Raw genomic sequence first — 26830 nt, 5'->3', positions numbered from 1 at the left:
GTGCCGGCGCGGACGGCCGGCTGTGCAGGGCCGACCGGCTGGTCGTCACGGCGCGCGACGGGCGGCCCGCCACGGTCGGCGGCACCGCCCCCTGCCCGGACACGGAGCGGCCCGAGGGCCGCCTCGCGCCGCTCACCGGTTTTCTGGACTCCCCGGAGCCTCCTGGCGCGCGAGCGCCGAGCGCTTGTAGGAGTAGCCGAAGTAGACGCCGCAGCCGATCAGGAACCAGATGGCGAACCGCAACCAGGTCTCCCACATCAGGAACGTGATCAGCCAGATCGAGAAGACGACCCCCGCGATCGGGATGACCGGCATCCACGGCGTCCGGAAGCTGCGCGGCAGCTCCGGACGCCGGTAGCGCAGCACGATCACCGCCACGCACACCACCACGAACGCCAGCAGGATGCCGATGTTGGTCAGCTCGGCCGCCGAACCGATCGGGACAAATCCGGCGATGGCGGCCGAGGCCACCCCGACGATCCACGTCACTCGGGTCGGCACATGGCGAGTGGGGTGGGTCTTCGCGAACCACGCGGGCAGCAGGCCGTCCCGGGACATCGACCACCAGACCCGGGTCACACCCAGCATGAAGGTGAACATCACCGTGAGGATGCCGATGATCGCGCCCACCGCGATCACGTCCGCGAGCCGGTCCAGGCCCACCGACTTGAAGGCGGTGGAGAAGCCGCTCTTGGGGTCGATGTCCTTGTAGTTCTGCATGCCCGTCAGCACCAGGCAGGCCGCCACGTACAGCACCATCGAGATGACCAGCGAGTAGATGATCGCCTTCGGCATGTGCCGCTGGGCGTCCCGGGACTCCTCGGCCGCCGTCGACATCGCGTCGTAGCCGAACACGGCGAAGAACACCGTCGCCGCGCCCGTGAAGGCACCGCTGACGCCGAACGGGAAGAACGGGTGGTAGTTCGAGGTGTCGATGTGGAAGACGCCGACGCCGATCACCAGCAGCACCACCAGTACCTTCAGCACCACCACGACGGTCTCGAAGCGGGCCGCGCTGCGGATGCCCAGGTTCAGCAGCCAGGCGATCAGCAGACACAGCACGGCCGCGAACAGATCGACCTTGTGACCGGAGCCGGTGCCCGGCGCGCCCAGCATCCAGTGCGGCAGCTTCGCGCCCATCTCCTCCACGAGGAAGCTGAAGTACCCCGAGATGCCGATCGCCACCACCGCCACGATCGCCGTGTACTCCAGCAGCAGGTCCCAGCCGATGAACCAGCCCGCGAACTCCCCGAGGACCGCGTAGCCGTACGTGTACGCCGACCCCGCCTTCGGGATCAGCCCGGCGAACTCGGCGTACGACAGCGCCGCGCAGGCGCTCGCCACACCGGCGATGAGGAAGGAGATCAGCACCGCCGGGCCCGCCGTGCCGTTGGCCACCGTGCCGGCCAGCGTGAAGATGCCTGCCCCGATGATGCCGCCCACGCCGATCGCGGTGAGCTGCCCGAGGCCCAGCGACCGGTCCAGCCGCGCGCCCTCCCCGACTTCCGTCTCCTCGATGTGCTCGATCGGTTTGCGACGGAGAATGCCCTCGCCCATCCTGAGCCCGGCCACGCGCCTCACCTCTTCGCGATCGGCAAACGGCTGACGGCGGATCATGATGGCCCAGCCCACCCGTCCTGGGAAGACGCCACGCACGAGGAGGGGCCACCCCGGCCCGGGGCGGGGGTCATCCGATCGGATGACCCGGAGGTCACCCGATGCGTGCGCCGGGACGAGCCGGTACGTCGACCGCGACGGGCCCGCTCCGGGCGGAGGCTGGAGGCACAGCGCACGAAGCGCTGAGCGGGACCCGGCAGCACACCGCGGTCCGCGCTGACGCGATACGACAGGGAGTCGTCCGGCATGCAGCACAAGGCCAAGAAGTTCTCCACCCGCGCCAAGGTCGTCACCTCGGCCGCCCTCCTGGCGGCCGTCGGTGCCGGTGTGGCCGGCGCGGTCTCCGCCTCCGCCGACACCCCGGCCGCCGCGCCCGCCGCCCCGGCCGCCCTCAAGGGCAGGACCACCACGACCAGCACCCACCTCACGATCGACGCGGCCACCGACGCCGCCCGGGCCGCCCTGGACGCCGCCGAGAAGGACGGCCAGCGCGTCACCGTCGCCGTCGTCGACCGCAACGGCAACACGGTCGTCACCCTGCGCGGCGACGGCGCCGGCCCGCAGTCCTACGACTCGGCCGTCAAGAAGGCGTTCACCGCCGTCTCCTGGAACGCGCCCACCTCGCAGCTCGCCCAGCGCCTGGAGAAGGCCCCCAACCTGAAGGACATCCCCGGCACCCTCTTCCTGGCGGGCGGCGCCCCGGTCGCGTACAACAGCGCGCCGATCGCGGGCATCGGCGTCGCGGGCGCCCCGTCGGGTGACCTGGACGAGAAGTTCGCGCAGGCCGGCGTCGACGCGATCAGCAACGGCCGCTGACCGGTCGGACCACCCGCGTGAGCGTCACCCTGACCGGGCGCGGCGCTCGGGAACCGGCGGCGCACGGCCTTCCCCGGGCCGCGCGCCGCCGGCGCGCCCGCCTGAGCGCCGTCCTGACATCCGTCGCCGCCCTGTGGAGGAGTTACGTCGTGTCCCCTGAGGAACCGTCCGCCGCCGACCTCGCCCTGCTGACGGCCGCCGAGTGCGGCGACGCCGACGCCGTCCGGGCCGCCCTGGCCCGCGGTGCACACCTGGAGACCCGTGACGAGGCCGGGCGCACCCCGCTGCTGCGCGCCGCGCTCGCCGACCGGGTCGAGGCAGCCCGGGTCCTGGTCGCCGCCGGCGCCGACGTCGACGCGCAGGACGACCGGCAGGACAGCCCGTGGCTGGTCACCGGCGTCACCGGCAGCGTCGCCATGATGCGCGCGCTGCTGCCCGGCGGCCCGGATCTGACGCGCACCAACCGCTTCGGCGGGGTGTCCGTCATCCCGGCGAGCGAACGCGGCCACGTCGACTACGTCCGCGCCGTGCTGGCCGAGACCGGCACCGACGTCGACCACGTCAACCGGCTGGGCTGGACCGCCCTGCTGGAGGCCGTCATCCTCGGCGACGGCGGCCGCACCCACCAGGAGGTCGTCGAGGTCCTGCTCGCCGCGGGCGCCGACCCGGCGCTGCCCGACGGCGACGGCGTGACGGCGCTCGCGCATGCGGAGCGCCGCGGCTTCACGGGCATCGCGGCCGTGCTCCGCGCGGCGCAGGGCGGGCGGCGGTGAACCGCCGCCGCACCGCCGCAGGGCCCGCCGCGCTCGCCGACGCGGCCGTCCTCTCCGGGCCTACGGCACCACCGTCACCGGCCACCGCCCGGCCTTCACCAGCCGGACCGCCACCGAGCCGATGATGCGGTGGCCGGCCTGTTCGGAGGCGCCGACGACCACCGCGTCCGCCTTCAGTTCGTCCGCCGCCTTCACCAGGCCGTTGTACGGGTCGCCGCGGAACGTGTGGAACTCCCAGCGCACCTCGAATATCCCCTTGACCCGCTCGGTCGCCTCCCGGATCTGCGCGACGATGTCCTCGGCGATCTCGTCGGTCGTCTCCACGACCGGCGCGCCGAGCGCCGCGCCCGCGGCCAGCACCGGCTGCACGTAGACCACCGCCAGCAGCGCGTGCTGCCGCCTGGCCAGGCCGCCGGCGTAGGCCGCGGCGCGCAGCGAGGAGTCGGAGCCGTCCACCCCGACCACGATGACCTTCGGCCCGTCGGTACCCCGTTCGAACTGGTGAGAGTCGAACTGGTGAGAGTGCTGTTCCGTCACGACCCGAGGCTATCGGAGGCCACCGCCTCGCCGGCCGGCCGGGACGGCTCGACGGGCGAGCGGGCCGCGGCCTTCCTACAGTCGGATGCATGAGTGCCACCGTGGAGGCCGCCCGGAGCCGGGACGCCCCGGGATCGATACCACCCGCCGGGAGCGGCTTCCTCAGCCGGGTACCCGAAGGCTTCGCGACCTTCTTCGGAGCCCTCGGCCTGCTGTGCGCCCTGCTGGCGCTCATCGCGCCGCTGCGCAGGCTGCTGCGGCCCGTCGTGCGCTTCCTCGACCTCCTGCTGGTCCCGATCAGCGCCAACCTCGCCTACGCCGTCTTCCTGTTCCTGCTGGCCGCCGCCACCGCCGCCCGCAAGAAGGTCGCCTGGTGGCTGGTGGTCGTCTACCTCGGCCTGGTCGTCCTGACCGACGTCCTCGGCGTCGCCGTCGGCCTGTACGCCGACTCCGTGCCGTCCCTCGTGCTGTGCGCCCTCGCCCTGGTGCTGCTCGTCGTCGCCCGCCGCGAGTTCTGGGCCGCGTCCCGGCGCGGGGCGCTGCGCCGCGCTCTCGCCGTCCTGCTGGGCGGGCTCGCCGTCGCGATCCTCGTCGGCTGGGGCCTGGTCGAGCTGTTCCCCGGCACGCTGCCGCACGGCGAGCGGCTCTCCTGGGCCGCCAACCGGGTGCTCGGCGGCCTGGTCTCGGCCGGCTCCTTCGGTGGCCGGCCACCGCCCGCCCTGCACTTCCTGCTCGGCCTGTTCGGCGCGCTCGCCCTGCTGAACGCCGCCGCCACCCTCTTCCGCTCCCAGCGCCTGGAAGCCGCCCTCCACGACGACGAGGAGGAACGCATCCGCGCCCTGCTCGGCCGCTACGGCGAGCAGGACTCGCTCGGTTACTTCGCCACCCGGCGCGACAAGGCCGTCGTCTTCTCGCCCAGCGGCAAGGCCGCCGTCACCTACCGCGTCGAGGCCGGGGTGTGCCTGGCCAGCGGCGATCCCGTCGGCGACCGCGAGGCTTGGCCGCACGCGATCGCCGCCTGGCTGGAGGTGGCCCGCCGGCATGCCTGGGCGCCCGCGGTGATGGGCGCCTCCGAGGACGGCGCCACCGCCTACGCCCGCGCCGGGCTCGGCGCGCTGCAACTGGGCGACGAGGCCATCGTGCAGGTGTCGTCCTTCGACCTGAACGGACGCGACATGCGGGTGACCCGGCAGGCAGTGCACCGGGTCCGCCGCACCGGCGCCGCCTGCCGTATCCGCCGCCACGAAGCGCTCACCGACGCCGAGATGGAGGAGATCGTCGGCAAGGCGGACGCCTGGCGCGACACCGAGACCGAGCGTGGCTTCTCCATGGCCCTGGACCGTCTCGGGGACCCCGCGGACGGCGACTGCCTGCTGGTCGAGGCGTTCGCGGAGGACGGCCGGCTGCTCGCCCTGCTGTCGTTCGTGCCGTGGGGGCGCGACGGGATCTCCCTCGACCTCATGCGCCGCGACCGTGCCGCCCCCAACGGCATCATGGAGTTCATGGTCGCGGAGCTGTGCGCGGCCGCGCCGAAGCTGGGCGTGCGGCGCATCTCCCTGAACTTCGCCGTGTTCCGCTCGGCCTTCGAGGAGGGCGCCCGCATCGGCGCCGGACCGGTCCTCAGACTGTGGCGCCGCCTGCTGCTGTTCTTCTCCCGCTGGTGGCAGCTGGAGGCGCTGTACCGCTCCAACGCCAAGTACCACCCCGAGTGGTACCCGCGCTTCCTGTGCTACGGCGACGCCGCCGCCCTCGCCCGGATCGGCCTCGCCTCCGGCATCGCCGAGGGCTTCGTCGCCGTACCGTCGCTGCGCAAGCTGTGGGGCAAGGCGCATCCGAGGGGGGTGCGGCGGCCCGTCACCACCGAGGGTCTGCCGCCGCTCGCGGCGCTCGGACTCGACGGAGGGGGCGAGACCGGGTCCGGCGGTGCGGACGCGGGCCTGCCCGAGCAGGTCCGCATCCGCCACCGCACGCTGGACCGGCTGCGCGCCGACGGCGTAGACCCCTACCCGGTCGGCGTTCCCTCCCGCACTCACACCCTCGCCGAGATCCGCCAGGGACAGGACGTGACCGTCGCCGGGCGGATCATGCTGGTGCGCGACTTCGGCGGGATCGTCTTCGTCGTGCTGCGCGACTGGTCCGGCGACCACCAGCTCGCGCTGACCCGCGAGCGGACCGGCGCCACCCTGGCCCGCTTCCGCTCCGGCACCGACATCGGCGACCACCTCGTCGCCGCCGGCCGGGCCGGGGTCAGCGACAAGGGCGAACCGACCGTCTTCGTCACCTCCTGGCAGCTCACCGGAAAGTGCCTGCGCCCGCTGCCCGACAAGCGCCGGGGCCTGGCCGACCCCGAGGCCAAGGTGCGCATGCGCTACCTCGACCTCGTGACCAGCCCCGCCGCCCGCGATGTCGTGCGCGCCCGCTCCACCGCCGTCCAGGCCCTGCGCCAGGGTCTGCTGGAGCGCGGCTTCCTGGAGGTCGAGACGCCGATGCTCCAGCAGATCCACGGCGGCGCCAACGCCCGTCCCTTCACCACCCACATCAACGCCTACGACCTCGACCTGTACCTGCGGATCGCGCCCGAGCTGTATCTGAAACGGCTGTGCGTGGGCGGCATGGAGAAGGTCTTCGAACTCGGCCGGACCTTCCGCAACGAGGGCGTCTCCTACAAGCACAACCCCGAGTTCACGATGCTGGAGGCCTACCAGGCGTACGCCGACTACGACGTGATGCTCGACCTGGTACGCGAACTGATCCAGGGGGCCGCCACGGCGGCGTTCGGTTCGCCCGTGGCCCGCAAGGACGGCCGGGAGTACGACATCTCGGGGCGCTGGCCGGTCAAGACGGTGTACGGCGCGATCTCGGAGGTCCTCGGCGAGGAGATCGACGCGGGCACCGAGCTGGCCCGGCTGCACCTGCTGTGCGACCGCGCCGGCGTGCCGTACACCCAGGACGACGGGCGTGGTGACGTCGTCCTCGAGATGTACGAGAGGCTGGTGGAGGAGCGCACCCAGCTGCCCACGTTCTACAAGGACTTCCCGACCGACGTCTCCCCGCTGACCCGCCAGCACCGCACCGACCCGCGCCTGGCCGAACGCTGGGACCTCGTCGCCTTCGGCACCGAACTGGGCACCGCCTACTCGGAACTGACCGACCCGGTCGAACAGCGCCGCCGTCTGACGGAACAGTCCCTGCTGGCGGCCGGCGGCGACCCGGAGGCGATGGAACTCGACGAGGACTTCCTGGACGCCCTGGAGTACGCCATGCCGCCGACGGGCGGCCTCGGCATCGGAGTCGACCGTCTGGTGATGTTCCTGACCGGCCTGACCATCCGGGAGACCCTGCCGTTCCCCCTGGTCCGCCACCGCTGACGGCCCGCCCGCCCCCGGGCCGTCGCCGACGGGCCAGCCGTCCGCGCGCAGCAGGCGCAGGTCGGCACCCCAGGAGTCCAGCACGCGATGGTGCCCGGCGGCCCGGGCGGCCGCCTCGATCCGGCCTGGTTGACGTACGCGTCGAGGTGGGCGTCGACCGCCGCGCGGGCCTCGGCCGGGTACCGGGTGCGCTTGCGGTCGACGATCCGGGCGCTCTCCCCGTCGAGCCGGTCGAGCAGCACCTCGGCGTGGACGTAGCCGCAGCGGCTCCACCCGTCCACGCCGCCGGGCAGCCCGCGGTCACGAGGCCGGCCACGTCCGGGTCCGCGCGCGCCCGGGCGACGAACGCGGCGAACGTGGCCTCGGGTGTCTCCAGGAGGACGGGGGAGAGTCGGGCAGCCGAGACGGCAAGCCGGACCCCTCGCCCGTCGCACCCGGTTTCCGCCGCCGTCGGCCGCAGACCCTGCTGCTTGCGCTGAGTGGGTGTTTTCCTGCCCCCGGCCCGGTGGTGCCGTGGTGCGTCGCGCGGTCCTCGGGCGACTGATTGGTCATGAAGAAGGATCAGTTCCTCACCCGGCGCCGGGCGTTGTTCGCGGGTGCCGCCGCTCTGGGCGCGGCCGGGACCGCCGGGCTGTTCGCACTGGAGGGCGCCGACGAGCCGCCCCGCCCCGCAGCACCCGCCGCCGGCGCCCCCGCGCGGCTGCCGGAAAAACCGTCTGCTTACCGTCTGCAGCCCCTGACCGGATACGGGCCGCCGCACGCCGCGCCGCCGCGCACGCCCGTGCGACGCGAACCGCTGCTGAAGCTCGCCGCGCGCGGCCGCACCATGTTCCTTACGTTCGACGACGGACCCGACCCCCACTACACCCCGGACATCCTGGACACCCTGCGCGAGCACGACGTGCGGGCCACGTTCTTCGTGTGCGGGGAACAGGCCGACTGGAACCGGGACCTGCTGGCACGCATGGCCGACGAGGGCCACGTCGTCGGCAACCACACCTGGTCCCACCCGCTCCTCACCCAGCTCGACCGAGGGGAGATCCGCCGCGAGATGGAACGCACCAGCGAGGTCATCGAGGACGCCTACGGCGAGCGCCCGCGCTGGTTCCGTGCCCCCTACGGCGCCTGGAACCGCGCCGCCTTCCAGCTCGGCGCCGAGATGGGCATGGAACCGCTGGCCTGGACCGTCGACACCGAGGACTGGACCGTTCCCGGCACCGGAGCCATCGTCCGTGCCGTGGAGGAGGGCGCCGGCCCCGGCGTCGTGGTGCTCTCGCACGACGCAGGCGGCGACCGCTCCGAGAGCGTGAGCGCGCTGCGCCGGTACCTGCCGCACCTGCTGGACTCCGGCTACCACCTCACCGTGCCGAGCCGGCCGTACGCGTAACAGCGCACGGGCCTTCGCCCGCCGGCCGGGATGCCGCTCAGCGGACCTCGGTCAGGCGGGCGAAGACGACGACATTCCCTTCGTAACCGTTCTTCTTGGAAAAGCCGCCCCCGCAGGTGATGACCCGCAATTCCGGCGTGCCTTTGGACGCGTAGACGCGGTCGCCGGGGAAGTCGGCCTTGGAGAACACCTCGATGCCGTAGATCTCGAACACCGCCGTCTTTCCGTCCTGGCGGTGCACTTCGACGCGATTTCCCTTTTTCAGGGCGCCCAGCCCGTAGAACACCGCGGGGCCCTGTTTGTTGTCGACGTGACCGACGACGACCGCCGTGCCCTTTTCCCCGGGTGAGACGCCGCCGGTGAACCAGCCCGCCAGATTCGGGTCCTCCGGGGGTGGCGCGTCGACCCAGCCGTCCGCGTCCAGGCCGACCGGCATGACGGGCGCGTCGACCTGGATCGCCGGAATGCGCACCCGGTCGGCCACGGAGAACGCCAGTGGCTCGGGCGAGCGGCCGAGTACGCCAGGGGCGCTGCGGCTGTCGGCGGCCGCGGCCGACGCCGGCTGCGGCGGGCCCACGTCGAACTCCCCGGAGCCATTGCGAATGAGCGCGAGACCGGTGAGCAGAACCAGCGCTATCACCCCCCACGGGGCGCGCTTTCTCCGCCGCTCCTCCTCCTCGGCCAGTTCGGACAGCTCGGACGCAGACATTCGCCATCCCCTTTCGACACGGCCGTCGCCGCGCCATGGTGCGCATGAAAGAACGCTAAGTCCGGTGGGCGCGAGCGGCGAGGAGGCGGCGGCGAACGGGTGGCGGGAGTTCCTCCTGTGCGCCATCCGTGGCGCGGCCGAAAGGATCGTTTCTGACGGTCCGTGACCTGCGGCGATATCCGGCCGCGGTCCTCATCCACCGTGTGTTGTCTCACCGGGACGGACCATCCCCGAAATGCGGGAGGGCGCACGGCATCCGAGGGTTTTTCCGGGAGACGCTTTCTCGCCGATCGACCGGGGACGGGTCCCGGGGTGTCTTCCGCGGAGGATCACATGCGCAACTCTCGTGCCCTGGCGGCCACGGCCGCCGCGGTCGCCGCCCTCGGCCTCGCCGCCCCCTCGGCCGCCGCGCGGGACGGCATGAACTTCAGACTGAGCAACATCGTCGCGCTGCCCAGCGTCATCGCCCGCGGCGGGCAGCTCACCATCACCGTCGACGGCTGCCCGTCCGGCGGCACCGCCACCTCGGACGCCTTCCAGCCCACACCGCTCACCCCGATCCACGGCGCCAACCAGACCGCCAAGGGCACCGCGACGATCAACCACAACGCACGCCCCGGTGCCCACAGCATCACGGTCAACTGCAACGGCCAGACGCTGACCAACCCGGCCGCCTTCACCGTCATCGGCGGTGTCCGCGGCGGTCTGGGCGGCAGCACCTCCAGCGGCGCCACCCCGACCGACATGGCGATCGGCGGTGGGCTGGTGGCCGCGGCGGTCATCGGCGGCGGCGTGTTCTGGATGCGCCGCCGCGCCGAGAAGCGCATCTGATCCCGCGTCGCGCCTTCCCCTTCGCACCGCGCACGACCTATCGCGCACACGACGCACCGCGCACACGAGGCACCGCGCACACGACGCGTCGCGCACATGACCAGGGCGTCGCCCCGGACCCCCGAGCGGGGTCCGGGGCGACGCCTGTGGTCCACACGGCCGGCGGGGGACACGCGGATCAGCTGCCGCTCTCGCCGCTCTCGCCGCCGCGCCGCCGCGTGAAGAGATACGCCGCGCCGACCGACCCGGCGACGAGCGCCGCGCCCAGCCCGAGCTGCCGCGCGTCGAAGCCGCCGACGCTGCCGCCCTCACCGGCGTGCACCGCGCGCGGCACCGTCGGCCGCAGCGGCTGAGGTGTCGGCGGCACCGGCCGGCCGCCGGCGATGCTCAGTCCCGTCGACCCGCTCACCCCGTCACAGGTGAACGTCACCGGGTAGACGGCGCCCGGGCGTGCGTCCCAGTCGACGTTCGCCGTCGCCGACGACTGGCCCGCCGCCATGATGACGGTGTCGAACACGCCCGAGGAGACCGTCACCGCTCCCCGGCAGCCCCCGTAGTCGCGGTGGACCTGGAGGACGACCCGCCCGCCCGCCGAGACCGTCGACGGCATGACGCTGAAACCGAACGGGGTGATGTTGCCGTCGCCCTGCGCGACGGCGCCCGGCGCCGTCAGGGCGAGGGCGCCCAGACTCAGCAGTGCGGCCGAAGCGACGCGTATCGCGCGCATGTGTTTCCTCCGGTCTCCGAGGAGCGGTGGCGGACCTGCTCCGCTTGCACAGAAGTGCCCCTCGATGACCGAAACGCTAGGAACGGGACGGCGCCTGCGCGATCGCAGTAGCGCGAACGGGTCAAGCGCGTACTCCACCCGGGGTACGCGCCTGCATCGCCCGGGGGACGCCGTCGGCGTGGCGTCCTGCCCGAGCCGACGGCAGCCGGGCCCTGGTGGCGGTCGCCCGGCGCGGCATCACGCGGCCTGTGCGGTCGCCCCGGGCGCGGCCGGTGTGGTCACCCCGGGGCCGCCGCCCACCTGACGCGGCCTCTCGGCGTCCGGGAAGAGCCGTGGCTCATCCCTTGGCATGCGGGAAGAGGCTGAGCAACGGCTCCATGGACGCGGCCGTGTCCCGGCTGTAGGGCGCGTCGAAGTCCCAGATCAGGAACAGCAGGAAGGCGATCAGTGCCGAGAACAGGCCCGCCAGGACCAGTTCGCGCGGGGTGCGGCGGATCTGGAGGGCGAAGACCATGCCGATGGTGACCACCGCCCCGGTCAGCAACCCGAACCACACCACCCCCGGCATGGTCGGCGACGTGGCGTTCGCCCGCGCGGTGCGGGCCTCGTCGGCCGCGGTGATCTGGTCGAGCAGCGGCTGGTAGGCCTGCGCCTCGAAGTCGTTGCGCGGCTGGTAGTCGGTGAGGTCCCGACGGAGTTGGCCGAGGAGCTGGGAGCCGCGCTCGGTCATCTCACCGTGGTCCTCCATCGCCTTCCACTCCTTGGTGACGACGTGTCCGACATAGGCGTTGACATCCGCCCGGATCCGGTCGCGGACCGGAGCGGGATAGACCCGGACGCGCTGGTCGATCTCGTGCAGCGCCTGCGCCTCCGCCTGCACGTGGTCCTGCGCGGCGCTGCGTGCCTCCCACACGCCCGCGATCGCCAGGCCCAGGACGATGGCGTAGACCACGCCGATCCACATGGTCATGTACTCGATGACGTCCGGAGTCTCACTCGGGTCCTCGTCCTCGGACGCCGTGCGGTGGCGGACGAGGGTGATGACGACCACCACGACACAGGCGGCCAGCATCGCGAGGGTGAGAACAAGCCATTCCGGCAACGTGGGTACCTCCAGGGCTCAGCGCGGGCGGAGCGCGGCGACGGCCACGATCGCGGGCGTGGTGATGAGCAGGACATAGACGACGGGTGAGACGTGGTGGCCGGCCTTCCGCCGGGGCGGCGCGGCGTGATACCGCGGGTAACTCACCGGGCTCGCGGAGGGGCGTGGTGCCGGCGTCGGAGTGGGTGTCGGGGTCGTGGCGGGCTTCGGCGGCGGGGGCGGGGCCGGGCGGGCCGGCGCGGGCCGGGGTGCGGGCGCGGGCGGTGCGGGGGCCGCGGGCGTGGGCCGGGGCTTCGGTGGCGGGGGTTTTGGTGCCGGCTTCGGCGGTGGCGGTTTCGGCGCGGGCGGAGGCGGCGGAGGCGGCGGTGGGGGAGGTGGTGGTGGCGGAGGCGGCGGTGGCGGCGGGGGAGTCGGACTGGGCGTCGGGCTCGGTGAACACCCGGGCGGGATCGGCCAGTCGAGGCTGCCGGCCACCGCCACCGCCGTCACCCCGTCGGGGCCGGTCGAGGCGTAGGCGCAGGCGTCGGCCGCCGCCGTCCCGGCCGGTGCGCCCACGAGGCACCAGCTGAGGGCCACCACGGCCAGCACCCGTGCGCCCACGGCGGATCGGGTCGGTTCGGGTCCATGCACGACGGAGATCATGAGGTGCGCCGGACCCCGTCATGCCGGCTGGGCGGCGGAATGCTCCGAACGAGGGACACCGGTCGGCGTGGCGCCGTGCGCGGCTGACGCTCGTACGTCCGGCGCACCGTACGCGTGTCCGACGGAATCTCCCCTTCCGCAAAGATTTCCGCACGCCGTTGAACACACCCACCGCCCCGCTGCGTACCCCATGCCGTGCAGCGACGCATCCAGGTGCTGCAACAGACGTGTGAACGTGGGGAGTTGACGATGAAGACCTCGTGGCGGAGCGCCTCGCTCGCGGTGGGTGCCGTAGCCGTACTGGCGCTGACGACGGCGTGCGGGCAGGGCGACGGTGGCGCCAAGGCGGCCGCCCAGAACGTCGGTGCCACGGCCCCGGTCGGCGGCTACGGCACCGCAGGCGGGGGTTACGGCATCGGCAACGGCTCTCCCGGCCCGACCTCCGCGCCGCAGGCCCGGCCGGCCCCCGCGGGCAAGCTGTCCGTCACCGGCAACCCCGAACTGGGCAAGGTGCTCACCGACGCCTCAGGACGCACCCTGTACCGCTTCGACGAGGACACCGCCGAGCCCTCCAAGTCGACATGCGACGGCGACTGCGCCAAGGTGTGGCCGCCGGTGCCCGCGGACGACGTCACCGCCGGCGCCGGCATCGAGCCGTCCGAGCTGGGCGAGGTCACCCGCGCCGACGGAACCAAGCAGCTCACCATCGGCGGCTGGCCCGCGTACCGCTATGCCAAGGACACCAAGGCGGGCGAGGTGAAGGGCCAAGGGCTCAAGGGCAAGTGGTTCGCGCTGGCCCCCGACGGCAAGAAGGCGAAAGCATCCGATCTGCCCGGACTGTCCGTCCGTAAGGACCCCAACCTCGGTGACATCGTCGTCGACCGCAACGGCATGACCGTCTACCGCTTCCTGAAGGACCAGGCCTGGCCCAAGCCGGTCTCCGCCTGCGCCGGCGCCTGCCTGCAGAAGTGGCCGGCCGTCGAACCCGTCGACGCCGGCGACACCAAGGGCGTGAAGAAGAAGGGCCTGATGAGCTTCACCCGCCCCGACGGCGTCAAGCAGCAGACCGTCAACTGCTGGCCCGTCTACACCTTCTCCGGTGACAAGGCCCCCGGGGACATCAACGGTCAGGGCGTCGGCGGCACCTGGTACGCCGTCGCACCCGACGGAAAGCCGGTCGGCGCGCCGAAGAAGTGACGGATCGCACCTCCCCAGGGTGTCCGCCCCCCCCCGCCCGGGCGGCGCGCACGGCCGACGACCGCCCCCTCCGCACCGCACGGAGGGGGCGGTTCGCCGTGTGCGGCGCCTGTACCCTGCGCAGCGCCCCGGACACGTGCGGTAGTAACGTGACGCGGCGCCGCACGCGCACGTGCCGCGGGCAGTGACCGGGAACGGATGGTCAATTTCCGGTTCCTCTCGCTACTTGACCCGACGATCAGTAGCCTCTGCTCGAACACCGGATCGCCTACGCCTTGGAGAGATGGATGGAGCGTCCCGCTTGGGCTCCCCGAAGCATCGACATCTCGGTGCCGAGCGTCTCGCGCATCTACGACTACTACCTGGGCGGTTCGCACAACTTCGAGGTGGACCGGGAGGCCGCTCGCAGGGCCATGGAGTTCCTGCCGGGGCTGCCCAAGATCATGCAGGCGAACCGGGCGTTCATGCGCCGGGCCGTGCGCTTCGCGGCCGACGAGGGCATCACGCAGTTCCTCGACATCGGCTCCGGCATCCCCACCTTCGGCAACGTCCACGAGATCGCCCAGGCCGCCCGCCCCGGCGCGCACGTCGTCTACGTCGACCACGACCCGGTGGCGGTCGCGCACAGCCAGGCCGTCCTGGCGGGCAACGAGGACGCCGACGTCGTCGCCGCCGATCTGCTCAAGCCCCACGAGATCCTGGCCAGTGAGCCGGTGGAGCGGCTGATCGACCTGAACCGGCCGGTGGCGCTGCTCTTGGTTGCCATACTGCACTTCGTGGAGGACGAGGACGACCCGTACGCGGCGGTGGCCGAGCTGCGCGACGCGCTCGCGCCCGGCAGTCTGCTGGTGCTCACCCACGCCTCGTACGAGGGAATCCCGGTGCCTCCCGAGCGGGCAGGGGGCGCGGTGGACGTGTACGAGGACATTCGCAATCCGCTGGTCATGCGCTCGCCCGACGAGATCGCGCGGTTCTTCGAGGGGTACGAGATGGTGGAGCCGGGACTGGTGCCGATGCCGTTGTGGCGGCCCGAGACGGGGCCCGAGGACGAGGACCCGTTCGCCTTCTCCGGGTTCGCGGGCGTGGGGCGTACGGCGTGATCGCGGAGCCGGACGGGCCGGAGGACAGACTGCGCCGGTTCGCCACGATCTGGACCCGGGCGGTGTTCCCGCTCACCTCCACGTCGGCGACCCGGCCGGAGTTCGAGGCGCACCTGCTGCCGCTGGCCCGACGGCTGAGCGAGGCACTGCACGCCCCGGCCACGGTCACCGAGGAGGGCCGGGCCATCGGTGCCGCGCTGGTCGCCGCGCACTGCACCGATCCGGAGGCGCTCAGCCGGACCCTCGACTGCGTCGACGCCTACCTCGTGCTGTACTGCGGCGGCGACGGCGACCCGCAGGAGCTGCGTACCCGCTGCTCCCGGCTCCAGCACGCCATGGCCGCCGGCTACGCGCGGGCGCTGCGGGAACGCACCCTGGGCGAGCAGGAGGCCATCGCGCAGGCGGCGTTGCAGGCGCAGGGCGTGGTGGCGCAGGCGCTGCACGCCAGCGAGGCCCGCTTCCGCGCGGTGTTCGAGGGCGCCGCCATAGGGATCGGCATCGCCGACCTCGAGGGCAACATACTGCAGGTCAACGGTGCGCTGGTGCGCATGTTCGGCGGCAGTGAGCACGCGGTGCGCGGCCGCAACGTCAAGGAGTGGACGCACGCCGAGGACGCTCCGCAGGTGTGGCGTCTGTACGACGAGCTGGTGCGCGGCGAACGCGAGCACTACCACGTGGAGAAGGCGTTCTGCCGCCCCGACGGAACGGTCCTGTGGACCAATCTGACGGTCTCCCTCCTGCGTGACCCCGATGGTGAACCGCAGTACCAGCTGGCGCTGATGGAGGACACCACCGAACGCCGCCTGCTCAACCTGCGGCTGCGCTACGAGGCCACGCACGACGCGCTGACCGGCCTGCCCAACCGCACGCTGTTCTTCGAGCGGCTGGAGAAGGTCCTGGCCCGGGACGGCGGGCAGCGTTTCGGGCTGTGCTACCTCGACCTGGACGGATTCAAGACCATCAACGACAGCCTCGGCCACGCGGCCGGCGACCGGCTGCTCGTCGAGGTCGCCGACCGGTTGCAGTCCTGCGCCACCGCGCCCGGCGAGATGGTGGCCCGGCTCGGCGGTGACGAGTTCGTCGCACTGACCACCGGCCCGGACAGCCGCCACGAGGTCGACGAACTCGCCGCGCGCATCATGAACGCGCTGCTCGCTCCCATCCGCATCGACGGCCGTGAGCTGACCGTGCGCGGCAGCATCGGCATCGTCGAGGGCGCCGCCGGGGAGCGCAGCGCGGCCGAGGTGCTGCGCAGCGCCGACATCACCATGTACCGGGCGAAATCGGCCGGCGGCAACCGGTTCGAACTCGCCGACCCGGAGGCCGACGCCCGCGCCATCACCCGGCACGGGCTGACCACGGCGCTGCCGGCCGCCCTGGAGCGCGGCGAGTTCTTCATCGAGTACCAGCCGCTGGTGCACCTCGGCGACGGCAGCGTGCGCGGCGCCGAGGCGCTGGTGCGCTGGCTGCACCCGCAGCACGGGGTGCTCGGCCCCGACCGGTTCATCCCGCTCGCCGAGCACACGGGACTCATCGTGCCGCTCGGCCGCTGGGTGCTGGACCAGGCGGTGCGCCAGGCGCGCCAGTGGCGCGAACGCGACGCCGGGGCGGGCCCGCTGCGTATCAACGTCAACCTCTCGCCCTGCCAGCTCACCCATCCCGGGCTGGTGCAGGACACCGTGGACATCCTGGAGCGCGCGGGCGTCGAACCGGACGCGCTGTGCCTGGAGGTGACCGAGTCGGCCCTGATCGGCGCCGACGACGACCTCCTCAAACCGCTGCGCCGACTGGCCGAGATGGGCGTGGACATCGCCCTGGACGACTTCGGCACGGGTTACTCGAATTTGGCGAACCTGCGCCGGCTGCCGGTCTCCGTCCTGAAACTGGACCGCTCGTTCACGCAGGGCATGCAGCAGTTCCCGGCGGACCCGGTGGACCTGAAGATCGTCGAGGGAATCGTCTCGCTCGCCCACAGCCTCGACCTGGCGGTCACCGTCGAGGGCGTGGAGACCGGCGCCCAGGCCGAACAGCTGCGGATACTGGGCTGCGACACGGCCCAGGGCTGGTACTACGCCCGCCCGGGCCCCCCGGAGCGGCTGCACGAACTGGCCATGGCGGACGCGACGGGATGACGTGCGTGCGGATACGACGACTGGACCTCGGTTACTTCGTGCGCCCCGCCTCGGAGGCCGGCGGGGCGCACCCGCGCGTGGAACCCGCCCTGGCCTACCTGGTGCTCCACGAGCGGGGCCCGATCCTGTTCGACACCGGGATCGGGGCGGCGAGTCCGGAGACCGAGGCCCACTACCGCCCCCGGCGCCGTGACCTGCGCGAGGCCCTGGCGGCGGCCGGGGCGGCCGTCGGGGACATCTCTCTCGTCGTCAACTGCCACCTGCACTTCGACCACTGCGGCGGCAACCCGCTCTTCCCCGGCACGCCCGTCGTCGTCCAGGACGTCGAACTGGCCACGGCCCGCGCCGGCGGCTACACCTTCGACGAGCTGATCGACTTCCCGGGTGTGACGTACGAGGAACTGAAGGGCGAGGCGGAGATCCGCCCCGGGGTGTGGGTGATCCCGACCCCGGGCCACACCGACGGCCACCAGTCGCTGGTCGTACGCCGCGACGACGGCACGGTCGTGCTCGCCGGGCAGGCCCACGACTTCGCCTCCGACCACGCCGCGGACCACCTGGCCCGCGAGGCGGCCCGGGACGGCGTGGAACCGCCCCTGCCGCCGTACCGGCCCTGGCTGGACCGCCTCGCGGACTTCGACCCCCGCCGCGTCCTCTTCGCCCACGACGCCTCGGTCTGGGAGCCGCCCCAGGGCCCCTGACCTATCCTCGAAGGAGCGGATCCGACCGGCCCCTGGAGAGGGGAGCACGGCATGGACAGCACGCGGATGCGCCGCCTCTTCGAGACCCACCGCGAGGCCGAGGCGGCCCGGGACATCGACGGCATCCTCGCCACGTTCACCGAGGACTGCTTCCTGGAGACCAAGGCGCTCGGACTGCGCAGCCAGGGCCGCGACGCCGTACGGGCCGCCTACCGGCAGCAGTACTTCACCGCGTTCCCGGACCTGGCCCCCGAGGACGAGGGCGTCACCTTCGGCGATGACGTGATCGCGGTCTGGGGCACCCTGCACGGCACCAGCAGGGGCGAGTGGCTGGGCGTACCCCCCGGCGGCGGCACCTTCGAGGTGCCGTTCACGAACATCGTCCCGTTCCGCGACGACCGCATGGCGGGCGAGGCGATCTACTTCGACCTGGCGACCCTGTGCGAACAGGCGAAGATCCCGCTGGAGGCCGTACGCGAGGCGGCCGCGACCCGCCGCGCCCCGTAGGGGCCGCAAAGGGGCCCGGGGAACTGCGCGAGCAACCACGATGGACCCGCAGACGCCGAACAGGAGCGAGGTACAGCGGCGTCGACGCGCACCGCACCACCCTGACCGCACCCACCGTCACCGCTCGAGAAGCATCCGCTGCAACTCCCTCGCGGCCCGCGGCGGAGCCACATCGCTGCGGTGCGCCAACGCGATCGTCCGATGCAGCCCCGGCCGGACCAACGGAGTGACCCGCAGCCCACGGCCGGAGCGGGCCGCGACCATACGGGGGACGACGGCCACACCCAGCCCGGCCCGCACGAACCCCAGCACCGCGTCCATCTCACCGCCCTCCACCGCGAAGTCCGGCTCGAACCCGGCGGAGCGGCACGCCGCGACCGTCAGCTCCCGCAGGTCGTAGCCGTGCCGGAACATCACCAGACGTTCGCCTTCCAGGTCGGCGATCCGCACGGCCCGCCGCCCGCCGCCCGGCTTCGGCGCCTCCGGCGAGGACACCACGACCAGGTCCTCGCGCAGCAGCTCCACCGTGGTCAGTGCCGGTGACGGCGTCGGCAGGGGCAGCACCACCAGCGCCAGGTCCAGCGCGCCGCGGGCCAGCTCCCGCACCAGGTCGTGCGAGCCGCTCTCCTCGATCAGCAGCTGGATGCCGGGGTAGCGGTCGTGGAAGGCGCGCAGCACGTCCGGCAGCAGGCCCGTGCACAGGCTGGGCGTGGCACCGAGCCGCACCCGGCCCCGCCGCAGCTGCGCCAGCTCCTGCACCTCGTGGCGCGCTGTGTCGGCGTCGGCCAGGATCCGCCGCGCCAGCGGCAGCAGCGCCTCCCCGGCGTCGGTCAGGGTGATGTTGCCGCGCGCCCGCTGGAACAGATCGGCGCCCAGCTCCCGCTCCAGCGTCTTGATCTGCTGGGACAGTGACGGCTGGGCGACATGCACCAGCTCCGCGGCCCGGGTGAAGTGGCGGGTCTCGGCGACCGCGACGAAGTACTGAAGCTGCTGGAACTGCATCCAGCCAGCATAGGCTCTCCCTATCGAATCAAGCTGGACCATGTCTTGGACCGATCGCCCCCTCGGCACCTAGCGTGCTGAGACATGGCTCTGGCAACGCGGACGGACCGACGGCCGTCCATGGCACGCACCGTGTGGGACTCCACCGTCGGGAAGAAGACGGTCATGGCCGTCAGCGGCGTGATCATGCTGCTGTACCTGGTCGCGCATGTGATCGGCAATCTGAAGATCTTCTTCGGGGCGGGGGAGTTCAACCACTACGCGCACTGGCTGCGCACCGTGGGCGAACCCTTCATGCACTACGAGTGGACGCTGTGGCTGGTCCGCGTCGTCCTGGTCGTCGCGGTCGTCGCGCACGCCGTCTCCGCGTACCAGCTCAGCCGCCGCGACATCAAGGCGCGGCCGAGCAAGTACGTCCACAGGAAGCCGCGGGCCAGTTACGCGACGCGCACCATGCGCTGGGGCGGGATCATCCTCGGCCTGTTCATCGTCTGGCACATCCTGGACCTGACCACCGGCACCGTGCACTCCGGCGGCTTCCAGGAGGGCCACCCGTACCAGAACGTCGTGGACACCTTCTCCACCTGGTACGGCAACGTCATCTACATCGTCGCGATGCTCGCTCTCGGCCTGCACATCCGGCACGGCTTCTTCAGCGCCGCCCAGACCCTCGGCGCCGGCAGCCGCACCCGCAACCGGGCCCTGAAGACCGTTGCGAACGTCCTCGCGCTGCTGCTCACGGCCGGCTTCGTCGCCGTCCCCGTGGGCGTCATGACCGGAGTGGTGAGCTGACATGACCTCCTACGTCGACTACACGCTCGGCGAGCCGATCGCCGACACCAAGGCCCCCGCCGGCCCGATCCACGAGCGCTGGGACAAGCGCCGCTTCGAGGCCAAGCTGGTCAACCCCGCCAACCGGCGCAAGCACACCGTGATCGTCGTCGGCACCGGTCTCGCGGGCGGCTCGGCGGGCGCCACCCTGGCCGAACAGGGCTACCACGTAGTCCAGTTCTGCTACCAGGACTCCCCCCGCCGCGCCCACTCCATCGCCGCACAGGGCGGTATCAACGCCGCGAAGAACTACCGCAACGACGGCGACTCCGTCCACCGCCTGTTCTACGACACCGTCAAGGGCGGCGACTTCCGGGCACGCGAGTCCAACGTGCACCGGCTCGCGCAGATCTCGGTGGAGATCATCGACCAGTGCGTGGCCCAGGGCGTGCCCTTCGCCCGCGAGTACGGCGGCCTGCTCGACACCCGCTCCTTCGGCGGCGTCCAGGTCTCCCGCACCTTCTACGCCCGCGGCCAGACGGGTCAGCAGCTGCTGCTGGGCGCCTATCAAGCGCTCAGCCGGCAGATCGCCGCCGGCAACGTGGAGATGCACGCGCGCACCGAGATGCTCGACCTGATCGTCGTCGACGGCCGGGCCCGCGGCATCGTCGCCCGCGACCTGATCACCGGGAAGATCTCGACGTACTTCGCCGACGCGGTCGTCCTCGCGTCCGGCGGCTACGGCAACGTCTTCTACCTGTCGACGAACGCCATGAACTCCAACGCGACCGCGATCTGGCGGGCGCACCGGCGCGGCGCGTACTTCGCCAACCCCTGCTTCACGCAGATCCACCCCACCTGCATCCCGCGCACCGGCGACCACCAGTCGAAGCTGACGCTGATGAGCGAGTCGCTGCGCAACGACGGCCGGATCTGGGTGCCCAAGGCCAAGGGCGACACCCGTCCGCCGAACCGGATCCCGGAGGACGAGCGCGACTACTACCTGGAGCGCATCTACCCCTCCTTCGGCAACCTCGTCCCGCGTGACATCGCCTCCCGCGCGGCGAAGAACGTCTGCGACGAGGGCCGCGGTGTCGGCCCCGGCGGGCAGGGCGTCTACCTGGACTTCGCCGACGCGATCGCGCGGATGGGCCGGGGAGCCGTCGAGGCCAAGTACGGCAACCTCTTCGACATGTACCAGCGGATCACCGACGAGGATCCGTACGAGGTGCCGATGCGGATCTACCCGGCCGTGCACTACACGATGGGCGGCCTGTGGGTCGACTACGACCTGCAGACCACGATCCCCGGCCTGTTCGCGATCGGTGAGGCCAACTTCTCCGACCACGGCGCCAACCGGCTCGGCGCGTCCGCACTGATGCAGGGCCTGGCCGACGGCTACTTCGTGCTGCCGGCGACCATCAACGACTACCTGGCGCGCAACCCGCTGGGGGCCACGGTCACCGACGACCACCCGGTGGTGCAGGAGGTCCTGGCCGAGACCGAGGACCGGCTCAACCTGCTGCTGTCCGTGGACGGCGACCGCACCCCGGACTCCTTCCACCGCGAACTCGGCGAACTGATGTGGGAGTTCTGCGGCATGGCCCGTACCGACGCGGGCCTGCGCAAGGCGCTCGAGCGGATCCCGGAGATCCGCGAGGAGTTCTGGCGCCGCATCAAGGTGCCCGGCACCGGCGAGGAGCTCAACCAGTCCCTGGAGAAGGCGAACCGCATCGTCGACTACCTGGAGCTGGCCGAGCTGATGTGCCTCGACGCGCTGCACCGCGCCGAGTCCTGCGGCGGCCACTTCCGCGAGGAGTCCCAGACCCCCGACGGCGAGGCCGCCCGCCGGGACGACGAGTTCGGCTACGCGGCGGCCTGGGAGTTCACCGGCACCGGCGCGGCCCCGGCCCTGCACAAGGAAGACCTCGTCTTCGAGTACGTCCACCCCACCCAGCGGAGCTACGCATGAAGCTCACCCTGCGCGTCTGGCGGCAGAAGAACGCCGACGCCGACGGCACCATGTCCACCTACGAGGTGGACGGCATCTCGCCCGACATGTCCTTCCTGGAGATGCTGGACGTCCTCAACGAACAGCTCATCCTCTCCGGCGAGGACCCGGTTGCCTTCGACCACGACTGCCGCGAGGGCATCTGCGGCGCGTGCTCCCTCGTCATCAACGGCGACGCGCACGGCCCGGAGCGCACCACGACCTGTCAGCTGCACATGCGGTCCTTCCGGGACGGCGACACGATCGACATCGAGCCGTGGCGGGCGGCGGCCTTCCCGGTCGTGAAGGACCTGGTCGTCGACCGCTCGGCCTTCGACCGGATCATCCAGGCCGGCGGCTACATCACCGCCCCCACCGGCTCCGCGCCCGAGGCCCACGCGACCCCCGTCCCCAAGGCCGACGCGGACTACGCCTTCGAGCACGCCGAGTGCATCGGCTGCGGCGCCTGCGTCGCGGCCTGCCCCAACGGCGCGGCCATGCTGTTCACGTCCGCGAAGGTGAACCACCTGGGCGTCCTGCCGCAGGGCTCGCCCGAGCGCGAGACCCGCGTCCTGGACATGGTGACCCAGATGGACGCCGAGGGCTTCGGCGGCTGCACCCTGGCCGGCGAATGCGCCACCGCCTGCCCGAAGGGCATCCCGCTCACCTCCATCACCCACATGAACAAGGAGTGGCTGCGCGCGACCCGCAAGGTCGCCAGGCGCTGACAGACGTTCGCCGACAGGCGCGAACGGGCGGGACCGGGGGCTGGTGCTCTCCCCGGTCCCGTCTCGCGTCGGTGTCTGGCATTCAACAGTTCCACATCCTCGCTCCTGGCTCCGGTCACGTCCGCGCCAACCGGCGTCGGAAGAAACGAGGGGTACCGCCTCCCTCGCCCTTCCGGCCGTCCCAGGAGTCAGCCATGACCGGCGTTTCCACGCTCGACCGTCCGCCGCAGCCCGCCGCGCCCACCCGTTACACCGTCTCCCTCGCCCGGGACGAGGCCGAGGTGCGTGCCGCGCAGCGGCTGCGGCACGACGTCTTCGCCGGGGAGATGGGCGCCCTGCTCACCACCCCGCAGCCCGGCCACGACATGGACGCCTTCGACGCGTACTGCGACCACCTGCTGGTGCGCGAGGAGATCACCGGGCAGGTCGTCGGCACCTACCGGCTGCTGCCGCCCGAGCGGGCCGCCGTCGCCGGACGGCTCTACTCGGAGGGCGAGTTCGACCTCCGCGCGCTCGACGCGATCCGCCCCGGCCTGGTCGAGGTCGGCCGCTCCTGCGTCCACCCCGACCACCGCGACGGCGCCGTCATCGGTCTCATCTGGGCCGGCATCGCCCGCTACATGGTCGACCGCGGCCACGAGTGGCTGGCCGGGTGCTGTTCCCTGCCGCTCGCCGACGGCGGCACCCTCGCCGCCGCCACCTGGGACCGGGTGCGCGCCCGGCACCTGGCCCCCGAGGAGTACCGGGTGCGTCCGCTGCTGCCGTGGACCCCGCGCGCCGCAGCCGAGCCGGCCTCCCGCGCCGAACTGCCCGCCCTGCTGCGCGGCTATCTGCGCCTGGGCGCCTGGGTGTGCGGGGAGCCCGCCCACGACCCGGACTTCGGGGTCGCCGACCTGTACGTGCTGCTGTCGATGCGCCGGGTCGACCCGCGCTATCTGCGGCACTTCCTCTCCCTCGTCCCGGCCTGATGAGCGTCTGGCTGCCCAGCGCCCCCTGCACCCCGGGGGCGTGCGTGGAGGCGAGCGTCCGCGTCACCGCCGTACCGCGCGCGGTGCTCAGGCTGACCGTGGTGGTCGCGCTGCTGCTCGCCGGGATCGCCCTGTCCCCGCTCGGCTGGGGGTCCCCCCGTTCGCGGGGGAGGATCCCGGCGCCGATCGTGCGGGTCTGGTGCCGGTGGATCGTGCGGGCGGCGGGCGTGCGGGTCCGGATCACCGGCTCCGCCGCCTCGCCCACCGGCGGTCTGCTGCTGGTCGCCAACCACATCTCCTGGCTGGACATCCCCCTGCTGGCCGCCGTCCGCCCCGCCCGCATGCTCGCCAAGTCCGAGATACGCCACTGGCCGGTCGCGGGCGCACTGGCCGCGCGCGGCGGTGCCCTGTTCATCGACCGGGACCGGCTGCGCGCCCTGCCCGGCACGGTCGCCCGGGTCGCCGAAGCGCTGCGCGCCGGGCAGGCCGTCGCCGTCTTCCCCGAGGGCAGTACCTGGTGCGGCCGCGCCCAGGGCCGCTTCCGCCGCGCCGCCTTCCAGGCCGCCCTCGACGCCGGTGTCCCCGTCCAGCCGGTGCACCTGCGCTACTACCGGCGCACCGGGGGAGCATCCACCACCCCCGCGTTCGTCGGCGAGGACTCCCTGCTCAGCAGCGTGTGGCGGGTGGTGTCCTCGCGCGGCCTGGTGGCCGAGGCAGAGGTCCGCGCCCCGATCCCGCCGGACCGCCATCCGGACCGCCGCGCCCTGGCGCAGGCCGCGGAACCGGCCCCGCCCACCTGCCCGCATCTGCCCGCCCCGGCCTCGACACCCCTGCCCGCCCCCCGACGCCCCGCCCTCCTGCCCCTGGACGTCGCCTAGCGCCCCAGGGTCCTTGCCAGATACGGTGCCGTCGCGCTGCCCTCCGCATGGGCCACCTGCCTCGGGGGCCCCGCCGCCACGATCCGGCCGCCCGCGTCGCCGCCGCCCGGGCCGAGGTCGATCACCCAGTCGGCGCCCGCGACCACCGTCATGTCGTGCTCCACGACGACCACCGTGTGCCCGGCGTCCACCAGTCCGTGCAACTGGCGCATCAGCACCTCCACATCGGCCGGGTGCAGGCCGGTCGTCGGCTCGTCCAGCAGGTACAGGGTGTGGCCGCGGCGGCCGCGCTGCAGCTCGCTCGCCAGCTTGATCCGCTGCGCCTCACCGCCGGACAGCTCCGTCGCCGGCTGGCCGAGGCGGAGGTAGCCGAGGCCCACGTCGAGCAGCGTGCCGAGACTGCGCGCGACGGCCGGGGTGTCCGCGAAGAACTGCGCGGCCGCCTCCACCGTCAGATCCAGCACCTCGGCGATCGTCCGCCCGCGGTACGTCACCCGGAGCGTCTCGGGGTTGTAGCGGGCCCCCGCGCAGTCCGGGCACGGCGCGTACGTGCTGGGCAGGAACAGCAGCTCCACGCTGACGAAGCCCTCGCCCTGGCAGGTCTCGCACCGCCCACCGGGCACGTTGAAGGAGAACCGGCCCACCCCGTAACCCCGCTCACGCGCCTCGTCCGTCCCCGCGAACACCTTCCGTACGACGTCGAACAGGCCCGTGTACGTCGCCAGGTTGGAGCGCGGGGTGCGGCCGATCGGCCTCTGGTCCACCGAGACCAGGCGGCCCACGCCCGGCAGGTCCTCGGTGATCTCGCCGACCAGCGTCGACTTGCCGGACCCCGACACGCCGGTGACGGCCGTGAAGACACCCAGCGGGAACGTGGCGGTCACGCCCCGCAGGTTGTGCCGGGTGACCGGTCCGACCTCGAGTCGCCCCTGTGGAGCGCGCACCTCGCGCACCGGGACGGGTGAGTCGTCGAAGAGGAAGCGGGCCGTCGCCGACTCCGCCACACCCGCCAGTTCGGCGACCGGACCGCTGTGCAGGACCCGCCCGCCGTGCTCCCCGGCCCGCGGGCCGACGTCCACCAGCCAGTCGGCGCCGCGCACCACGTCCAGGTGGTGCTCGACCACGAACACCGAGTTCCCCGCCCGCTTCAGCCGCGCCAGCACCTTCAGCAGCGCCTCGGTGTCCGCCGGGTGCAGCCCCGCCGACGGCTCGTCCAGGACGTACACCACGCCGAACAGCCCGGAGCGCAGCTGTGTCGCGAGCCGCAGTCGTTGCAGCTCGCCCGCCGAGAGGGTCGGCGTGGCCCGGTCCAGGCTGAGATAGCCCAGGCCCAGCTCGAGGACCGGCGCGATACGGGACTTCAGGTCCTCGGTGAGGACACGGGCCGTCTCGCCGTCGGCGGTCAGGGTGCCCGCCAGCTCCGCCAGCGGCAGCGCCGCCAGTTCGGCGATCGTGCGGCGGGCGAAGGTCACCGCCAGCGCCTCCGGTCGCAGCCGGCTGCCCCCGCACGCCGGGCAGGGCGCGCTGGTCAGGAAGCGTTCCGCCTTCGCCCGCAGCGCCTGGCTCCGGGAGTCCGCGAACGTCTTGAGCACATACCGCCGGGCGCTCATGTACGTCCCCTGGTACGGCCGTTGGATGCGATCGGCGTCCCGCACCGGATGAACGGTCACCACGGGCTGCTCGTCCGTGAGCAGGATCCACTCCCGCTGCTCGGCGGGCAGCTCCCGCCAGGGCCGGTCCACGTCGTAGCCGAGCGCGTCGAGGATGTCCCGCAGGTTCTTGCCCTGCCAGGCGCCCGGCCAGGCGGCGATCGCACCCTCCCGGATCGACAGCGAGGGGTCCGGGACCAGCAACTCCTCGCTGGTGTCGTGCACACGGCCGAGTCCGTGGCAGGCGGGACAGGCGCCGACCGCCGTGTTCGGCGAGAACGCGTCGGAGTCCAGCCGCTCGGCGCCCGGCGGGTAGCTGCCGGCCCGCGAGAACAGCATCCGCAGCGAGTTGGACAGGTTCGTCACCGTGCCCACCGAGGAACGCGAGGTCGGAGCCGAGCGGCGCTGCTCCAGCGACACCGCGGGCGGCAGCCCGGTGATCTCGCCGACCTTCGGCGCGCCCACCTGATGGATCAGCCGCCGCGCGTACGGCGCCACCGACTCGAAGTACCGGCGCTGCGCCTCGGCGTAGATCGTGCCGAACGCCAGCGACGACTTGCCCGATCCGGACACGCCGGTGAACACCGCCACCGCGTCGCGCGGGATGTCGACGTCCACGCCCTGGAGGTTGTGCTCACGGGCGCCGCGCACCCGGACGTACGGGTCGTGGGGGCTGTGCATGGCGGGGCTCCGTACGG

22 protein-coding genes are annotated in these 26830 nt (G+C 72.6%); 15 read left to right on the top strand and 7 right to left on the bottom strand.

Going from position 1 to position 26830, the window contains the following annotated elements; translation table 11 throughout:
* Positions 1-132: 132 nt before the first annotated feature.
* Positions 133-1572, bottom strand: coding sequence for an amino acid permease (locus ACZ67Q_RS14065; protein WP_471180885.1), 1440 nt, complete (start codon positions 1570-1572; stop codon positions 133-135).
* Between the two features lie 291 nt (positions 1573-1863).
* Between ACZ67Q_RS14065 and ACZ67Q_RS14060 the strand changes: the two genes are divergently transcribed.
* Together ACZ67Q_RS14060 and ACZ67Q_RS14055 are read left to right on the top strand one after the other, a co-directional pair.
* Entirely contained in the window at positions 1864-2433 is a 570-nt protein-coding gene (locus ACZ67Q_RS14060; protein ID WP_471180883.1) for a GlcG/HbpS family heme-binding protein, read from the top strand.
* Between the two features lie 149 nt (positions 2434-2582).
* Positions 2583-3206, top strand: coding sequence for an ankyrin repeat domain-containing protein (locus ACZ67Q_RS14055; protein WP_471180880.1), 624 nt, complete (start codon positions 2583-2585; stop codon positions 3204-3206).
* Between the two features lie 60 nt (positions 3207-3266).
* Here the strand turns inward: ACZ67Q_RS14055 and ACZ67Q_RS14050 are convergent, their stop codons facing one another.
* Positions 3267-3743 (bottom strand): universal stress protein, encoded by a 477-nt coding sequence (locus ACZ67Q_RS14050; protein WP_471180879.1) that lies wholly within the window; start codon positions 3741-3743, stop codon positions 3267-3269.
* Between the two features lie 89 nt (positions 3744-3832).
* On the opposite strand from ACZ67Q_RS14050, the gene lysX reads away from it, so the two are divergent.
* Both lysX and ACZ67Q_RS14040 read left to right on the top strand, forming a co-directional pair.
* On the top strand, positions 3833-7111 hold the full coding sequence (lysX, locus tag ACZ67Q_RS14045) for a bifunctional lysylphosphatidylglycerol synthetase/lysine--tRNA ligase LysX (protein WP_471180876.1): 3279 nt from the start codon (positions 3833-3835) through the stop codon (positions 7109-7111).
* Positions 7112-7661: 550 nt separating this feature from the next.
* Positions 7662-8498 carry a polysaccharide deacetylase family protein gene (locus ACZ67Q_RS14040; RefSeq protein ID WP_471180874.1) on the top strand — a complete coding sequence of 279 codons (837 nt, stop codon included), beginning with the start codon at positions 7662-7664 and terminating at the stop codon, positions 8496-8498.
* 37 nt (positions 8499-8535) lie between these two features.
* Here the strand turns inward: ACZ67Q_RS14040 and ACZ67Q_RS14035 are convergent, their stop codons facing one another.
* Positions 8536-9207: a class F sortase gene (locus ACZ67Q_RS14035; protein WP_471180871.1), complete on the bottom strand. Its 672-nt coding sequence runs from the start codon at positions 9205-9207 to the stop codon at positions 8536-8538.
* 333 nt (positions 9208-9540) lie between these two features.
* Between ACZ67Q_RS14035 and ACZ67Q_RS14030 the strand changes: the two genes are divergently transcribed.
* A complete protein-coding gene (locus ACZ67Q_RS14030; protein ID WP_471180869.1) occupies positions 9541-10038 on the top strand; it encodes a hypothetical protein in 498 nt (165 codons plus the stop codon).
* A 178-nt stretch (positions 10039-10216) separates the two neighbouring features.
* Here the strand turns inward: ACZ67Q_RS14030 and ACZ67Q_RS14025 are convergent, their stop codons facing one another.
* Together ACZ67Q_RS14025 and ACZ67Q_RS14020 are read right to left on the bottom strand one after the other, a co-directional pair.
* Positions 10217-10765, bottom strand: a complete 549-nt coding sequence (locus ACZ67Q_RS14025; protein ID WP_471180868.1) for a hypothetical protein — start codon at positions 10763-10765, stop codon at positions 10217-10219.
* Between the two features lie 337 nt (positions 10766-11102).
* Positions 11103-11867: a bestrophin-like domain gene (locus ACZ67Q_RS14020; protein WP_471180866.1), complete on the bottom strand. Its 765-nt coding sequence runs from the start codon at positions 11865-11867 to the stop codon at positions 11103-11105.
* An 891-nt stretch (positions 11868-12758) separates the two neighbouring features.
* Between ACZ67Q_RS14020 and ACZ67Q_RS14015 the strand changes: the two genes are divergently transcribed.
* The 5 genes from ACZ67Q_RS14015 to ACZ67Q_RS13995 all read left to right on the top strand — a co-directional run bounded on the left by ACZ67Q_RS14015 (position 12759) and on the right by ACZ67Q_RS13995 (position 18146).
* Positions 12759-13706, top strand: coding sequence for an SCO0930 family lipoprotein (locus ACZ67Q_RS14015; RefSeq protein WP_471180863.1), 948 nt, complete (start codon positions 12759-12761; stop codon positions 13704-13706).
* 287 nt (positions 13707-13993) lie between these two features.
* On the top strand, positions 13994-14806 hold the full coding sequence (locus ACZ67Q_RS14010) for an SAM-dependent methyltransferase (protein ID WP_471180861.1): 813 nt from the start codon (positions 13994-13996) through the stop codon (positions 14804-14806).
* A complete protein-coding gene (locus ACZ67Q_RS14005) occupies positions 14803-16938 on the top strand; it encodes a putative bifunctional diguanylate cyclase/phosphodiesterase (protein ID WP_471180858.1) in 2136 nt (711 codons plus the stop codon). The genes ACZ67Q_RS14010 and ACZ67Q_RS14005 overlap by 4 nt, the downstream gene beginning before the upstream one ends.
* Positions 16939-16943: 5 nt before the next feature.
* Positions 16944-17639, top strand: a complete 696-nt coding sequence (locus ACZ67Q_RS14000; RefSeq protein WP_471180856.1) for an N-acyl homoserine lactonase family protein — start codon at positions 16944-16946, stop codon at positions 17637-17639.
* 51 nt (positions 17640-17690) lie between these two features.
* Positions 17691-18146 (top strand): ester cyclase, encoded by a 456-nt coding sequence (locus tag ACZ67Q_RS13995; RefSeq protein ID WP_471180853.1) that lies wholly within the window; start codon positions 17691-17693, stop codon positions 18144-18146.
* A 117-nt stretch (positions 18147-18263) separates the two neighbouring features.
* Here ACZ67Q_RS13995 and ACZ67Q_RS13990 read toward each other — a convergent pair whose 3' ends face one another.
* Entirely contained in the window at positions 18264-19148 is an 885-nt protein-coding gene (locus ACZ67Q_RS13990) for a LysR family transcriptional regulator (protein ID WP_471180851.1), read from the bottom strand.
* A 120-nt stretch (positions 19149-19268) separates the two neighbouring features.
* Here ACZ67Q_RS13990 and ACZ67Q_RS13985 point away from each other — a divergent pair, with 120 nt between their 5' ends.
* From ACZ67Q_RS13985 to ACZ67Q_RS13965, 5 genes are all read left to right on the top strand, one after another.
* Positions 19269-19940, top strand: coding sequence for a succinate dehydrogenase (locus tag ACZ67Q_RS13985; protein ID WP_471180849.1), 672 nt, complete (start codon positions 19269-19271; stop codon positions 19938-19940).
* Between the two features lies 1 nt (position 19941).
* Positions 19942-21891: a fumarate reductase/succinate dehydrogenase flavoprotein subunit gene (locus ACZ67Q_RS13980; RefSeq protein ID WP_471180846.1), complete on the top strand. Its 1950-nt coding sequence runs from the start codon at positions 19942-19944 to the stop codon at positions 21889-21891.
* Positions 21888-22637 carry a succinate dehydrogenase/fumarate reductase iron-sulfur subunit gene (locus tag ACZ67Q_RS13975; protein WP_471180844.1) on the top strand — a complete coding sequence of 250 codons (750 nt, stop codon included), beginning with the start codon at positions 21888-21890 and terminating at the stop codon, positions 22635-22637. The genes ACZ67Q_RS13980 and ACZ67Q_RS13975 overlap by 4 nt, the downstream gene beginning before the upstream one ends.
* A gap of 194 nt (positions 22638-22831) precedes the next feature.
* Positions 22832-23605 carry a GNAT family N-acetyltransferase gene (locus ACZ67Q_RS13970; RefSeq protein WP_471180841.1) on the top strand — a complete coding sequence of 258 codons (774 nt, stop codon included), beginning with the start codon at positions 22832-22834 and terminating at the stop codon, positions 23603-23605.
* Complete coding sequence (locus tag ACZ67Q_RS13965) at positions 23605-24483, top strand: lysophospholipid acyltransferase family protein (protein ID WP_471180839.1); 879 nt, start codon at positions 23605-23607, stop codon at positions 24481-24483. The genes ACZ67Q_RS13970 and ACZ67Q_RS13965 overlap by 1 nt, the downstream gene beginning before the upstream one ends.
* Here the strand turns inward: ACZ67Q_RS13965 and ACZ67Q_RS13960 are convergent.
* Positions 24480-26813 (bottom strand): ATP-binding cassette domain-containing protein, encoded by a 2334-nt coding sequence (locus ACZ67Q_RS13960; protein WP_471180837.1) that lies wholly within the window; start codon positions 26811-26813, stop codon positions 24480-24482. The two genes, ACZ67Q_RS13965 and ACZ67Q_RS13960, sit on opposite strands and share 4 nt — an antisense overlap.
* Positions 26814-26830: the final 17 nt, after the last annotated feature.

Source organism: Streptomyces sp. NPDC036813, from assembly GCF_055609245.1.
The sequence above is the reverse complement of the archived record's forward strand: the minus strand, read 5'-3'. Positions and strand labels throughout refer to the sequence as shown.

Bases quoted from the DNA above. Each gene is read 5' to 3' on its own strand.
- ACZ67Q_RS14060 (WP_471180883.1), top strand. From the start codon at position 1,864: ATGCAGCACAAGGCCAAGAAGTTCTCCACCCGCGCCAAGGTCGTCACC.
- lysX (WP_471180876.1), top strand. From the start codon at position 3,833: ATGAGTGCCACCGTGGAGGCCGCCCGGAGCCGGGACGCCCCGGGATCG.
- ACZ67Q_RS14040 (WP_471180874.1), top strand. From the start codon at position 7,662: ATGAAGAAGGATCAGTTCCTCACCCGGCGCCGGGCGTTGTTCGCGGGT.
- ACZ67Q_RS14035 (WP_471180871.1), bottom strand. From the start codon at position 9,207: ATGTCTGCGTCCGAGCTGTCCGAACTGGCCGAGGAGGAGGAGCGGCGG.
- ACZ67Q_RS14030 (WP_471180869.1), top strand. From the start codon at position 9,541: ATGCGCAACTCTCGTGCCCTGGCGGCCACGGCCGCCGCGGTCGCCGCC.
- ACZ67Q_RS14025 (WP_471180868.1), bottom strand. From the start codon at position 10,765: ATGCGCGCGATACGCGTCGCTTCGGCCGCACTGCTGAGTCTGGGCGCC.
- ACZ67Q_RS14015 (WP_471180863.1), top strand. From the start codon at position 12,759: ATGAAGACCTCGTGGCGGAGCGCCTCGCTCGCGGTGGGTGCCGTAGCC.
- ACZ67Q_RS14010 (WP_471180861.1), top strand. From the start codon at position 13,994: ATGGAGCGTCCCGCTTGGGCTCCCCGAAGCATCGACATCTCGGTGCCG.
- ACZ67Q_RS13995 (WP_471180853.1), top strand. From the start codon at position 17,691: ATGGACAGCACGCGGATGCGCCGCCTCTTCGAGACCCACCGCGAGGCC.
- ACZ67Q_RS13990 (WP_471180851.1), bottom strand. From the start codon at position 19,148: ATGCAGTTCCAGCAGCTTCAGTACTTCGTCGCGGTCGCCGAGACCCGC.
- ACZ67Q_RS13985 (WP_471180849.1), top strand. From the start codon at position 19,269: ATGGCACGCACCGTGTGGGACTCCACCGTCGGGAAGAAGACGGTCATG.
- ACZ67Q_RS13980 (WP_471180846.1), top strand. From the start codon at position 19,942: ATGACCTCCTACGTCGACTACACGCTCGGCGAGCCGATCGCCGACACC.
- ACZ67Q_RS13975 (WP_471180844.1), top strand. From the start codon at position 21,888: ATGAAGCTCACCCTGCGCGTCTGGCGGCAGAAGAACGCCGACGCCGAC.
- ACZ67Q_RS13970 (WP_471180841.1), top strand. From the start codon at position 22,832: ATGACCGGCGTTTCCACGCTCGACCGTCCGCCGCAGCCCGCCGCGCCC.
- ACZ67Q_RS13965 (WP_471180839.1), top strand. From the start codon at position 23,605: ATGAGCGTCTGGCTGCCCAGCGCCCCCTGCACCCCGGGGGCGTGCGTG.
- ACZ67Q_RS13960 (WP_471180837.1), bottom strand. From the start codon at position 26,813: ATGCACAGCCCCCACGACCCGTACGTCCGGGTGCGCGGCGCCCGTGAG.